Annotated in this window: 12 protein-coding genes; 5 read left to right on the forward strand and 7 right to left on the reverse strand. The window is 71.9% G+C overall.

Annotated elements, in window-relative coordinates; translation table 11 throughout:
* Positions 1 to 54: 54 nt before the first annotated feature.
* The 7 genes from mnhG to OHA19_RS09830 all read right to left on the reverse strand — a co-directional run bounded on the left by mnhG (position 55) and on the right by OHA19_RS09830 (position 7,173).
* Positions 55 to 408, reverse strand: coding sequence for a monovalent cation/H(+) antiporter subunit G (gene mnhG / locus OHA19_RS09800; RefSeq protein WP_405749922.1), 354 nt, complete (start codon positions 406 to 408; stop codon positions 55 to 57).
* Complete coding sequence (locus OHA19_RS09805; RefSeq protein WP_405717228.1) at positions 405 to 743, reverse strand: monovalent cation/H+ antiporter complex subunit F; 339 nt, start codon at positions 741 to 743, stop codon at positions 405 to 407. The genes mnhG and OHA19_RS09805 overlap by 4 nt, the downstream gene beginning before the upstream one ends.
* Entirely contained in the window at positions 740 to 1,378 is a 639-nt protein-coding gene (locus OHA19_RS09810) for a Na+/H+ antiporter subunit E (protein WP_405717226.1), read from the reverse strand. The genes OHA19_RS09805 and OHA19_RS09810 overlap by 4 nt, the downstream gene beginning before the upstream one ends.
* On the reverse strand, positions 1,375 to 3,030 hold the full coding sequence (locus OHA19_RS09815) for a Na+/H+ antiporter subunit D (protein WP_405717224.1): 1,656 nt from the start codon (positions 3,028 to 3,030) through the stop codon (positions 1,375 to 1,377). The genes OHA19_RS09810 and OHA19_RS09815 overlap by 4 nt, the downstream gene beginning before the upstream one ends.
* On the reverse strand, positions 3,027 to 3,629 hold the full coding sequence (locus tag OHA19_RS09820) for a Na(+)/H(+) antiporter subunit C (RefSeq protein WP_405717221.1): 603 nt from the start codon (positions 3,627 to 3,629) through the stop codon (positions 3,027 to 3,029). The genes OHA19_RS09815 and OHA19_RS09820 overlap by 4 nt, the downstream gene beginning before the upstream one ends.
* Complete coding sequence (locus OHA19_RS09825) at positions 3,626 to 6,550, reverse strand: Na+/H+ antiporter subunit A (RefSeq protein ID WP_405749924.1); 2,925 nt, start codon at positions 6,548 to 6,550, stop codon at positions 3,626 to 3,628. Before OHA19_RS09825 ends, OHA19_RS09820 begins: the two co-directional genes overlap by 4 nt.
* Before the next feature lie 146 nt (positions 6,551 to 6,696).
* Positions 6,697 to 7,173 carry a (4Fe-4S)-binding protein gene (locus OHA19_RS09830; protein WP_405717216.1) on the reverse strand — a complete coding sequence of 159 codons (477 nt, stop codon included), beginning with the start codon at positions 7,171 to 7,173 and terminating at the stop codon, positions 6,697 to 6,699.
* Positions 7,174 to 7,336: 163 nt separating this feature from the next.
* Here OHA19_RS09830 and OHA19_RS09835 point away from each other — a divergent pair, with 163 nt between their 5' ends.
* The 5 genes from OHA19_RS09835 to OHA19_RS09855 are packed head-to-tail and all read left to right on the forward strand — an operon-like array spanning position 7,337 to position 12,801.
* Positions 7,337 to 10,207 carry a nitrate- and nitrite sensing domain-containing protein gene (locus OHA19_RS09835; protein ID WP_405717214.1) on the forward strand — a complete coding sequence of 957 codons (2,871 nt, stop codon included), beginning with the start codon at positions 7,337 to 7,339 and terminating at the stop codon, positions 10,205 to 10,207.
* Positions 10,204 to 10,641 carry a roadblock/LC7 domain-containing protein gene (locus OHA19_RS09840; RefSeq protein WP_405717212.1) on the forward strand — a complete coding sequence of 146 codons (438 nt, stop codon included), beginning with the start codon at positions 10,204 to 10,206 and terminating at the stop codon, positions 10,639 to 10,641. Before OHA19_RS09835 ends, OHA19_RS09840 begins: the two co-directional genes overlap by 4 nt.
* Positions 10,638 to 11,039 carry a DUF742 domain-containing protein gene (locus OHA19_RS09845; protein WP_405717209.1) on the forward strand — a complete coding sequence of 134 codons (402 nt, stop codon included), beginning with the start codon at positions 10,638 to 10,640 and terminating at the stop codon, positions 11,037 to 11,039. The genes OHA19_RS09840 and OHA19_RS09845 overlap by 4 nt, the downstream gene beginning before the upstream one ends.
* Positions 11,040 to 11,045: 6 nt before the next feature.
* Entirely contained in the window at positions 11,046 to 11,615 is a 570-nt protein-coding gene (locus OHA19_RS09850) for a GTP-binding protein (RefSeq protein WP_405717207.1), read from the forward strand.
* A gap of 52 nt (positions 11,616 to 11,667) precedes the next feature.
* Positions 11,668 to 12,801: an FAD-dependent monooxygenase gene (locus OHA19_RS09855; protein WP_405717204.1), complete on the forward strand. Its 1,134-nt coding sequence runs from the start codon at positions 11,668 to 11,670 to the stop codon at positions 12,799 to 12,801.
* Positions 12,802 to 12,849: the final 48 nt, after the last annotated feature.

Below are 12,849 nucleotides of genomic sequence, written 5' to 3' on the forward strand. Positions count from 1 at the left end.
GGAAGCCGTCCGGGGCATTCGTATGGCCGCCTCGCGCGGCCTTCCCCGTCGCCGTCACTTCTCCTCGGTCAGCTGCTCGTCCAGTTCGTCGAAGAGCAGCTCGCCGTGGTCGATCTGGCCGGTCCGGTAGGCGGATCGCGCCACCAGATGGGCGGCGACGGGGCCGGTCATCAGCTGGAAGAAGCCGATCAGCCCGAGGGTCGCCAGATCCATGCCGCTGCGCAGGCGCAGGGCGACCCCGGCGAGGACCAGGAGCATGCCGAGGGTCTGCGGTTTGGTCGCGGCATGGCTGCGGGAGAGCACGTCCGGCAGCCGCAGCATCCCGATCACACCGAGCAGGCAGATGGCCGCGCCGATGAGGACCAGGACCGCGCCTGCCGTGTCGAGGATCCGGAGCCAGGCGTTCACCGCTGTTTCCCCTCGGAGCTGTCGGGGCCGTCCCCGTCCGTGCGGCGTCGGGGCGGCCGGTCGCGTACGGCGATGAAGCGGGCGATGCCGACCGAGCCGGTGAACCCGAGGAACGCCAGCACCAGCATGATCGGGAAGTAGAACGAGTCGCGCGCGAAGGCGGACTTCGCGCCGAGGCCCGCGATGATGAGGGCGGCGCACACATCGAGCGAGATGGCCCGGTCCAGCATGGAGGGGCCTCGCCGGATGCGTTCGAGCAGTGCCGCTCCGGCGATGACGATCACCACGACGGCCGCGGTGAGCAGCGCCCGGTCGACGGTCTCCGGCGCGCTCACGCGTCGCCCTCCCTGTCGGATGGTGTGAGTGGGGTGATCGGTGGAGGCGGTGCGGCCACTCGGGCGATCTCGTCCGCGGTACCGAAGGCCCGTACGGTCAGCCGTTCCAGGCGCCAGACGGAGCGGCGAGCCGCGTCGAGCACGGCCGGCCGGTCCGCGTCGAGGACGTGCAGGAAGACGGTGGCCGTGGCGCGGCGTACCTCGACGACCGATCCGCCGGGCACGTTGGACACGGCGACGGCGGTGGCCGCGAGCATCAGGTCGGAGCGGCAGCGCAGTGGTACCGCGATGACGGCGGCCCGGTGCGGGTGGTCGACGAAGATCTGCCGGGTGACGCGTACGCCCGAGGTGTACATGTCGTAGAGCAGGTACCCGGCGAGCATCAGGATGCCCCAGGGGTGCAGGCGCAGCCCCAGGTCGACCCGGGGCAGCGGGAAGGCCAGGCAGACGGCCACGGCGACGATCGCTCCGGTGAGCAGGTTGGCCGGGTTCGGGCTGGACCAGAGCAGCACCCAGATGAGGGTGAGCCAGGCGATGAGCGGGAGGTCGAGCACGCGTCGTCGGCGCCCGGCGAACTCACAGCTGAAGGGCGGCAGGTCCTTGTTCCGGAAGGACAGCCTGAGCAGGCGTTTCAACGGCCGAGCACCGCCTGTACGTAGGGGGCCCGCGCGATGAGTTCGGCGGCCGCGCGGTCGGTGTAGGAGGTCAGGGGGCCCGCGAACACGGTGAAGGCGAGACCGAGCGCGACGGTCGCGGCGGTGGCCCCGGTCATCGGCAGGGGCAGTTTCGTCGTGGTGGTGACGGCATGCCCGTGCAGGGTGGCCGCGACCGCCCGCCCGGCGGGCTGGTGGCGGGGGCGGACCGGTTCGTCGCCGGTGCCGGGGATCCGGTCGGGGCCCGCGTCCCCATCGTCGTCGTCCTCGTCCGAGTCGGACTCCAGGACGGTTCCGGTGGCGGCCTGTCCGGGGGGTGCGGCCCGCCAGAACGCCAGGTTCCAGACCTTGGCCATCACGTACAGGGTCAGGAGGCTGGCCACCGCCGACCCGATGACGAGGATCCACGCCCAGACGCCGCCGTCGGCGACACCGGCCCTCATCAGTCCGAGCTTGCCGATGAAGCCGGAGAGCGGCGGGATGCCGGCGAGGTTCATGGCGGGGACGAAGAAGAGGGCGGCGAGCAGCGGGGCGGCCTTGGCGAGGCCGCCGATCCGGGTGAGTTCGGTGGTGCCGCCCCGGCGTTCGATCAGCCCCGCCACCAGGAACAGCGTGGTCTGGACGGTGATGTGGTGGGCGACGTAGACGATCGCGCCGCCGTACGCGTCCCGGGTGGCGAGGCCGATCCCGAAGACCATGTAGCCGATGTGGCTGATGAGGGTGAAGGAGAGCAGCCGCTTCAGGTCGGTCTGGGCCACGGCTCCGAGGATCCCGACGACCATCGAGGCGAGTGCCGCGGCCATCAGCAGATCACCGAGCCGGTTGCCGGGAAAGAGCAGGGTCTCGGTGCGCAGCATGCAGTAGACGCCGACCTTGGTGAGTAGACCGGCGAAGACGGCGGTGACCGGGGCGGGTGCGGTCGGGTAGGAGTCGGGGAGCCAGGCGGCGAGCGGGAAGACGGCGGCCTTGATGGCGAAGACGGTGAGCAGCATCGCCTGGATCAGGGTCTGGACGCCGAGCGGGAGTCCGGCGAGGCGGCCGGCCAACTGGGCGAAGTTCGCGGTACCGGTCGCCGCGTACGTCATGGCGATGGCGGTGAGGAACAGCATCGACGAGAACAGCGAGATGATCACGTACGTGGAGCCCGCGCGGATGCGGGGGCCGGTGCCGCCGAGGGTGAGCAGGACGAAGCTGGCGACGAGCATGATCTCGAAGCCGACGTAGAGGTTGACGAGGTCGCCGGCGAGGAAGGTGCAGGAGACCCCGGCGACCAGGATCAGATACGCCGGGTGGAAGACCGCGACGGGTGTCTCCTCCTCCCGGTCGGCCATGCCCTGGCCCAGCGAGTAGACCAGCACGCAGAGGGTGACGGTCGAGGAGACGGTCAGCATCAGTCCGGACAGCCGGTCGGCGACCAGCGTGATGCCGAGCGGCGGGGCGAAGTCGCCGAGGTGGACGGTGAGCGGGCCGCGGGTGTCGGCGACGGTCATCAGGGTGACGGAGAGCCCGAGCACGGCGGTGAGCACGGCGAGGCTGATGAGGCGCTGGAGCTGTTTGAGGCGGGTGCCGAAGGCGAGGCTGAGGCCGGTGGCGCAGAGCGGCAGCAGCACCGGCAGAGGGACGAGTGCGTTCATCCGGCGGCTCCCGGGTCGGCGTCGGGGCGGGCCTGCTGGGCCGCGTAGTCCTCGGCGTCGGCGCCCAGTACGTCGTGCCAGAGGTCCCCGGTGGCGTCCCGGCCGCGGGCCTGGAGGGCGCGGTCGGCACGCAGCCGGGCCCGCAGCCGGCGGCGCTCCTCGCGGTACCGGGTGCGTTCCTCGTCCGTGACGTCGTCGGCGGCCCGGTAGCGCTCGCGCAGTTCGTCCCGCTCCCCCAGTACCTCGGCGCGCAGCGCGATCCGGCGGTCCTCCAGGTCGTCGTGGACCTCGTCGGTGCCGGTCAGCTGGTGGCTGCGGTAGGCCATGGCGAGGAGGAACGCGGTGGTGGCGAGGGTGATGACGATCGCGGTGAGCGCGATCGCCTGCGGCAGCGGGTCGGTGACCCGTCCCAGCGGTACGCCGTAGAGGAGCGGTTCCGCACCGGCGCGGCCGCCCGCGGCGAGGACGAGGAGGTTGATGCCGTTGCCGGCGATGACCGCGCCGAGCAGGATGCGGGTGAGCGGGCGGGTGAGCATGAGGATGCCGCCGACCGCGCAGAGCACCGCGGCGGTGGCCAGGAGGGAGGCGCTGACGGTCATCCGGGGGTGCCTTCCGTGCCGGGTGCCGGGCGCGGTGGTGCGGCGGTGACCGCCGCGGCCGCCTGTTCGGCCGCCTCGCGCTCGATCTGGCGGTCGATCTTGGCGCCGAGCGCGCGCACGATGTCCAGCACCACGCCCAGGACCAGCAGATAGACCCCGAAGTCGAAGAGGACGGGCGTACCGATGTGGTACTCGCCGATCAGCGGCAGCCGCCCGTGGTGCGTCCAGGTGTGCAGGACCGTTCCGTCGGCGAGGCCGAGGAGGGCGACGCCGGTGGAGACGAACAGTCCGAGGCCGGTGAAGAGTCCGGGCTGGAGCGGGGCGGCCTCGGCCAGTTCGAACCGGCCGCCCGCCAGGTAGCGGGTGATCAGGGCGAGTCCGGCGACGAGCCCGGCGACGAAGCCGCCGCCCGGCACGTTCTCGGCGCAGAACAGCAGGTACACCGAGAGCACCAGGACCGGGTGGAACAGCAGCCGGGCCACCACCTCGAAGACGACGGAGCGGTGCTCGGGCGCCAGTGTCGAGCCGGCCGCGAGCCAGCCGCGCTCCGGTGCCCCTTCGTCGCCGAGCGGGAGCCCCGTCATCCCGGGTGCCGCCAATGACCAGGCGGTAGGTCCCCGTGCCTCTTCGCGCAGGGACGGGCCCTCGGTCCGGCGGTGCAGATAGATCAGGCTCGTGACGCCGACCGCCGCCGCGGCGAGCACGGCCGACTCCCCCATCGTGTCCCAGGACCGCAGGTCGACCAGGATGGTGGCCACGACGTCCTTGAGCCCGTGGTGGGAGACCTCCTCGACCATGGCCGCGCCCGCCGGGTCGGCCTCGCGGGCGGCCGCCGCGACCCACACCACCACGCCGAGCGTCGCCGCCGCGGCCAGGGCCACCGGGATGCGCACCGCGCGCCGCCAGGTGCTGACCGACTCCTGGAAGTGCACCGGCATCCGCCGCAGTACCAGCACGAACACGATCATCGACACGGTCTCGACGCAGAACTGGGTGAGCGCCAGGTCCGGGCCGCCCTGGACGACGAAGAGCAGCGCCGCGCCGTATCCGGTCAGCCCGGCCAGGACCACGGCCTTCATCCGGCGGCGGACGGTGAGACAGAGGAGTGCGGCCGCGCAGGTCAGTACGGCGACGGCGCCCTGGAGGGGGACGTCCCAGACCCTCGGGGCCACGGCTCCCCGCCAGGGCCGGTCCATGACGAGGACGGTGAGCTGGCCGGCCAGCATCACGAGCAGGGTGGTGGCGAGGTAGACGGAGAGCGAGCCGCGCTGGACGAAGCCGGTGAGCTGGAGGGAGAGCCGTTCCAGGCCGAGCAGCAGGTGTCCGAAGACGCTGTCGGCGGTCGGCCAGGCGATCCGCCGGGAGAGCCGGGTCACGGCGGCGCGCCCCGTGAAGAGCAGCACACCGCCCGCGGTGGCGACGGCCGAGAGCAGCAGAGCTGTCCCGAAGCCGTGCCAGAGGGCGAGGTGGTACGGATGCGCGGACGGCGGGGAGGCGTCGGCGTACGCGCTGAACAGCCGGTCGGTCCAGCCGATGCCCGGCCCCAGCACCAGCCCGCAGAGTGCGAGCAGGGCGGGCGGTGCGAGGAACGCCGGGCCGACCCGGTGCACCAGGGTGTCCTCGGTCCCGGGCTTGCGGAAGAACGCGCCCCAGACGAACCGCACGGTGTAGGCGACGGTCAGCGCCGAGCCCGCGACCGTGACGCCCAGCGCCCAGCGGTCGGCGGTCGATCCGTGCAGCAGCGCGTCGAACGCGGCCTCCTTGGCGGCGAATCCGAGCAGCGGGGGCAGGGCCGCCATGGACGCGGCGGCGAGCACCGCGACCGCGCAGACGTGCGGCAGTGCCCGGCCGATGCCGGAGAGCCGGCGCAGATCACGGGTGCCCGCGGCATGGTCGACGATGCCGGTGACGAGGAACAGCGGGGCCTTGAACAGTGCGTGGGCCAGGATCATGACGGCGGCGGCCAGCGCGGTGTCCCGGTTACCGGCCCCGGCGAGCAGGGTGAGGAAGCCGAGCTGGCTGACGGTGCCGTAGGCGAGGACGAGTTTGAGGTCGTTCAGGCGCAGCGCCCGCCAGCCGCCCAGCAGCATGGTCGCGGCGCCGAGGACGATCACGACGGGCCGCCAGACGGGCACGTCGGCGAAGCCGGGCGCGAGCCGCGCGACGAGGTAGACCCCGGCCTTCACCATCGCGGCGGCGTGCAGATAGGCGCTGACCGGTGTGGGCGCGGCCATGGCGTTCGGCAGCCAGAGGCTGAACGGCCAGATCGCCGACTTCGACAGGGCTCCGCACAGGATCAGCACCACCGCGACGGAGACGGCGATGCTCGTCCGGGGCGGGTCGGCGAGGATGGCGGAGATGCGGTACGTGCCCGCCGACCGACCGATGATCAGGCCGACGAACATCGCGAGGCCGCCGAGGGTGGTCACGGTGAGCGCCTGGAGCGCGGAGCGGCGGCTGTGCTTCTGCTCGCTGTCGTACCCGATCAGCAGGAACGAGAAGACCGTGGTCAGCTCCCAGAACACATAGAGCGAGATCAAGTCGTCGGCGAGGACGAGGGCGAGCATGGCGCCCGCGAACGCCAGGAGGTTCCCGGCGAATCCGGCCAGTTGCGGGGTCCCGTCGGTGAAGTACGAGGCGCAGTAGAGCAGGACGAGCGTGCCGATCCCGGCCGCGAGCAGCACCATCAGTTCGGCGAGCGCGTCGAACCGCAGCGCGACGGTGACGTCGTACGCGGGCATCCACCGCCACGACCAGGTGACTGCGGAGCCGGACGCGGCGGTGTTCCACTGCGTGACCGCCCACACGGTGGCGGCGGCCGGTGGCAGCGCGAGAACGACGAAGGCTCGTGTGCCCAGCCTCCGTACCAGCGGGCGCGCGAAGGCGGCCAGGACGAAGTGGCAGACGATGAGCGCGGTCATACGACCCCGGGGGGCGTTCCGCGCCCGCCGCGGACGGGCGTCCCGGAGCCAGGCGATACGTAACGGGCAAATGGCACTCAATACAGATATATCCCCGACCGCGCTTCACCCGTACGGCGCGCCGCGCCCGGCACCGCGCGACGGGTTCACCCGTGTTCGCCGCAGACCCCGCTGTGGTCGCAGTACGGCCGGCTCCCGGTGCGCCCGCAGCCGCAGAGCATCACCCGGGTCTCCTGGCGCGGCCCGTCGGGGGTGGCCACTTCGAGGTCCCCGCGCAGGTGCAGCACTCCGTCGGAGTGCAGCGAGACATGGGTCGGCACCTCGGGCTCCTCGTCGGGGGCGCCGTCGGTGCGGTGGTACTGCAGGGCACCGCTGGGGCAGCGTTGGATGACGTCGGCGATGTCGTCGGCCGGGGCGCCGGCGGGCCGGATCCACGGCTTGCGGCCGGTATCGAAGACCGACGGGAGACCGCGTACGCATTCGGCCGCGTGCAGACAGCGGTGCACGTCGTACTCGACGGTGATGCCTTCACCGTCGTACGACCTGCCGCGGGGCGCGGGGGTTGTTCGGTGGCCACCGGTGACCTTCCCGGGTCGGTTCGTGACTCCGTACGGACGGCTCAAGCGTCCCCCCGGACCTCTCGGGCCGCTACTCGGAGCCGGACGGACCCGATACCTCCGGAACATGATGGCGAAACTGTGTGTGATCAGTGATGCCCGTGTGAGCCCGCTTTAGTTTCGTTTTTTCACTGTGACTAATATCTATCTGTCGAAGTTCTCAACGGATTTGACCAGTCCCGAGGCTGGCATCATCAAGGAGCACGCCCTGCGCACGCGCGCCTCACGGCGGACCGCATCGACCACCATGTCGTTGCGGACAGCCCTGCTCGTTCTGGCCATCGTTCCCGGCGTCGCACTGGCCGCCCTCTGGGCCGTCACCAGTGGCCAGACCCTGCTGGACTTCCAACGCCAGGCTGCTCAGGGGCAGTTGGCCGAGAAAGCCGGCCAGCCGTCCAACATCGTGTACTACAACCTCCAGGCGGAGCGCCTGCTCAGTGCCGAGGCGCTCGCCCGGCACAAGGGCGCCACCGACGAACTCAAGCGGCAGCGCAAGCTGACCGACGAGGCCGTCAAGAGCTTCCAGACGCTCTCCGACGTGGCGACCGACGACGCACCCGCCGAGGTCCGTGACGCGGTCGGCGAGGCCCGCGCGGCCATCGGCCAGCTGCCTGCCCAGCGTGCCCTCGTCGACGACGGCGGCAGCGAGCAGCAGAAGGCCGTGTACGGCTACTACACGGATCTGATCTCGGTCGACCTCCAGCTCTTCGCGGCGCTCAGCCACGTCGACAACGGCCGGATCACCACGCTCTCGCAGCCGTTGGTCGACCTGTTCTGGACCAAGGAGATGATCTCCCGCTCGGACGCCCTGCTGGCGCGCGGCTGGTCCGAGGGGAAGCTGAGCACCGAGGACCTGAAGCTGGTCCGGGAGGCTGTTTCCGGCCAGGAACTCCAGTACTCCACCAAGGTCGTTCCCCAACTGCCCTCGGACGAGAAGGCCATGTGGGAGAAGATCACCCGCAGCGCGGCCTGGAAGACCAAGACGCAGGTGGAGAACGACGTGCTGCGGCCGGCCGATGCCGACGCGAAGGGGTTCGTCACCCTCGACGCCCAGGAGAAGAACTGGCGCGGGGCGATGGACGAACTCACCCCGCAGATCGAGAAGCTCCTCGAGCACCGCACCGCCAGTGTGGTCGAGGAGGGCAAGGGCAGCGTCATGTCGCTGCTGTTCAAGATGGTGCTGACCACGGTCGTCGGTCTGCTGGCCGTGATCGCGGTCATCTGGACCACCTGGCGCCTCACCCGTAATCTCCGCCGCCGGATCGGCAGCCTCCAGGAGCGTGCCGAGGAGCTGGAGAGGGCCCTGCCGGAGGTCGTCGAGCGGCTCGCCCAGGGCGAGCGGATCGACGTCGAGGCCGAGGCGCGGGCCATCGAGTCCGACGGCAAGGACAGCCGGAGCGACGAACTGACGCAGCTGGGCGACGCGCTCAACCTGGCGCGCACCAGCGCGCTGGCCGCGGCCGTCAAACAGGCCGACCAGCACCGCGGCTTCGAGCGGCTGCTCCAGCGCATCGCCCGCCGTACCCAGCAGCTGATCGGCCAGCAGCTGAAGAAGCTGGACGAGCTGGAGCGCAAGCACGAGGACCCCGAGGTGCTCGACGGCCTCTTCGACCTGGACCACCTCACCGCCCGGCTGCGGCGGTACGAGGAGAACCTGGTGATCCTCGCGGGCGGTTCCCCGCACCGGCGCTGGCGCAAGCCGGTTCCGCTGCTGGACGTGATGCGTTCCGCCCAGGGCGAGGTGCAGGACTACCGGCGCGTGGTGCTGGATCTCGACGGCAGCCCCTGGCTGTCGGAGCGGGCCGTCGGCCCTGTCTCCCACGTGCTCGCCGAGCTCATCGAGAACGCGCTCAGCTTCTCCCGGCCGCCGAGCCCGGTCGAGGTCAGGGCCGCGAAGGTGAGCCGCGGGCTGGCCATCGAGGTCGAGGACCGCGGACTCGGGATGGAGGAGGACCAGCTGGCGGCGGCCAACGAACTGATGGTCCGGCCGCCCCGGATGGACGTGCTCGCCCACTCCGACGACATCCGTCTCGGTCTGTACGTGATCGCACGGCTCGCGGACCAGCACGGCCTGCGGGTGGAGTTCCGCTCCTCCGCTTACGGCGGTACCCGCGTGGTGCTGCTCGTCCCCGACGAGCTCACCGTCCCCGAACCGCGGACCGGCCCGGTCGGCGTGCCGACCCCGGCCGCCCCTGCCGCCGCCGCTCCCACCGCCCCCGCCGCACCCGCGGCCCCCGAGGCCGACGGCGCGCTGCCCACCCGCGTACAGGGTCAGGCGCTGGCCGGAGTCACCGCGCTGCACACGGCAGTCGCCCCGTACGCCACCACCGAGCAGCCGTACCCGGTCACCGAACAACCCCACCCGGCCCCCGAACCGGAGCCGTACCGGCCGGAACAGGAGCAGCCGTACGCTCCGCCGGCCGCGCCGTACACCGCGCAGGAGAACCCGTACGGCCAGGCCGGACAGCCGTACATGACGGCCGCCGGGCAGTACCCCGTGGACCAGCCGCCGTACCCGGCCCCCGAGGGCCAGTACCCCGGCGACCCGGAGCCCTACGCGACTCCGCAGCAGCCGTACGCGGCTCCGTACCCCTCCGCCCCCGGGCCGGGCCACACGCCCCTCCCGGTTCCCGCGACCCGGCCGTCCGAGCCGGAAAGCATCCCGCCCGCCGGGCTGCCGGTGTCGGAACCCGACCACCCGGCACCGCCGGACGTGGCGGCCGTCCACGCGCCGAGCACGGGGCACGGGTCCGACCGGCCCGCTCTTCCCGGGCCCGGTGCGGAACCCCCGTTGCCGCGTCGGGTACGGCAGGCCAGCCTTGCCGACGAGCTGCGGCTCGACCCGGCGGCCTCCCGGCCCGCCGCACCGCAGCCGCCGGACCTGCCCCGGAACCCGCAGCCGCGACCGGCGCCACGCCGGGCCGGAGCCGCGATCGGGGCGTTCCAGCGCCGGTCCCGTGCCGCCCGCGCGACCGACGAGACACCGAAGCAGCCGGCACCGCCAGCCATCCCGCTCCCCACGAGAGAAGAACGGCCATGACACGCACAACCGCCACCCACCAGGATCTCGACTGGCTGCTCGACGGCCTGGTGGACTCGGTGGCCGAGACCCAGAACGCCGTCCTGCTGTCCGACGACGGCCTTGTGGTGAGCCACTCGCGCACCATCGACCGCGCCGACGCCGAGCGGCTGGCCGCCATCTGCACCGGCCAGCAGAGCCTGGCCCGCGGCGTCGGCCAGCTCTTCAACGGCGGCGGCGTACACCAGGTCATCGTCGAGCTGAACGAACTCTGGCTCTTCATCATCGCGGCCGCCCAGGGCACCCACCTCGCCGTGATCGCCTCCCAGGAGGTCGACGCCGAGATCATGTCGCTCGCCATGCACAACCTCGTCCAGCAGGTCGGCCAGAAGCTCACCACGCCGGCCCGCGGTGGGTTCGACGCCTTCGGTACCGGGGACGGGCAGCGCGCGTGACCCCGTACTGGGAGGAGGCCGAGGAGGACGGGGCGGGCACGATGGTGCGCCCGTACACCATCACCCGGGGCCGGACCGCTCCCGAGCGGGACGACTTCAGCCTGATCACCGTGCTCACGACCGCGCAGGACCCCCGGGACGAGCACGGTGCGCCGGTGCGGCCCGGGAGGCTCCAGCCGGAACACCGGATGATCCTGGAGCGCTGCCGCCGCCCGGCCGCGGTCGCCGAAGTCGCCTCCGACCTCGGCCTCCCGGTGTCGGTGACCAAGATCCTGCTGGCCGACCTCGTCGCCCAGGGCCTGCTGCTCGCCCGCGCCCCGCTCTCGGTGGCGCGGGTGGCGGGAGGGCGCGACATGGGCCTGCTGGCCGCCGTTCGTGACGGACTCCGGAGACTCTGAACCAAGATGACAAGCAGTCAGGCGGCCCCCGCCGCCGTCAAGATCCTTATCGCCGGAGGCTTCGGCGTCGGCAAGACCACCCTGGTGGGCGCGGTCAGCGAGGTCGCCCCGCTGCGCACCGAGGAGTACCTGACCAAGGCCAGCATCGGGGTCGACGACCTGGCCGGTGTCGGCCAGAAGGACACCACCACCGTGGCGCTGGACTTCGGCCGCATCACGGTCAGTCCCGAGCTGGTGGTCTACCTCTTCGGCACCCCCGGCCAGGAACGCTTCTGGTTCATGTGGAACGACCTGGTCAACGGGGCGCTCGGCGGCGTGGTGATCGCCGACACCCGCAGGCTGGAGACGAGCTTCGCCTCGATCGACTTCTACGAGAGCCGGGACATCCCGTTCGTGGTGGCGATCAACTGCTTCCACGGCCACAACACCCGTACCCCGGACGAGATCAGGGCCGCTCTCGACCTCGACCCGCACGTGCCGCTGCTGATCGGCGACGTCCGCGAGCGGGCGTTCGGCCGGGACGTGCTGCTGGCCCTGGTGGACCACCTGATGAGCCTGCCCGTCGCGGCCGGCTGACCGTCAGCTCCCCGTAACTCCCCGCACTTTTCCCGTTCTGGAGACACCTGAGATGGCAACACCCCTGCGCGTCCTGATTCACGGCGGCGGCATCGGCGGGCTCACGCTCGCCACCGCACTGGCCCGGCTCGGCCACACCGTCGAGGTCGCCGAGCTCCGTGACGAGGTGGACGCGCTCGGCGTCGGCATCATCCAGCCGTCCAACGCCCTGCACGTCATGCGGGAGATCGGGGTTCTCGACGACTGCCTGAAGGCGGGCTTCGAGTGGGAGATCCTGACCATCGCCGACCCGGCCGGCAACACGCTCGCCGAGATACCCCAGCCGCGGATGGGCGACGCCCCTTCCAACAACGGCATCCCGCGCCCCGCCCTGGCCCAGGTACTGAACTCCGCCGCCGTCGCCGCGGGTGCGAAGATCCGCTTCGGCACCACCATCACCGAGCTGACCGACGACGGCTCCGGCGTGGACGTCACCCTGTCCGACGGCTCCTCGGGCCGCCGGGACCTGGTGGTCGGCTTCGACGGCATCGGTTCGCCGCTGCGCACCCGGCTCTACGGGGACCGCTACACGCCCGAGTACACCGGATTCGCCAACTGGCGGGTGACGGTTCCCCGGCAGCCGCAGGTGCGGGGCGTGGTGATGGGCACCGCGGGCAAGGACGCGAAGGCGCTGCTCACCCCGATCACCCAGGAACTGATGTACCTGGGCGCGGTGTTCGCGGAGTCCGAGGACTTCCGGCCGGACCCTGAGCGGGCCCACGAGCAGCTCACGGAGCGCCTCGCGATGTTCTCCGGACCGGTCGCCGAGGCGCTGGCCACCGTCACCGACCCGGCCTCGGTGGTGTACTCGCGGATCTCCCAGGTGACGGTCGAGGAGCCGTGGCACGTCGGCCGGGTCGTCCTGGCCGGTGACGCCGCGCACGCCTCCACCCCGCACATCGCCCAGGGCGCCGCGATGGCCGTCGAGGACGCGCTGGTGCTCGCCGAATCGCTGGACGCCGAGGCCGATGTGGCCGCGGCGCTCGAAGCGTGGGAGGCGCGCCGCCGCCCCCGGGCCATGTGGGTGCAGGCCATGTCGCGTGCGGTGCTCAAGCAGGAGACGGGCAACGAGACGACGCCCGAGGAGGACGAGCTGCTGAAGGTCGGCATTCCGGGCGCCGCCCACGTGCTGGTGAAGCCGTACTGACCGGCACCCGTCAGCGCTGGTCCGCGGAGCCGTACCGACCGCCAGCGG

The organism is Streptomyces sp. NBC_00012, assembly GCF_045040875.1.
Taxonomy (GTDB): domain Bacteria; phylum Actinomycetota; class Actinomycetes; order Streptomycetales; family Streptomycetaceae; genus Streptomyces.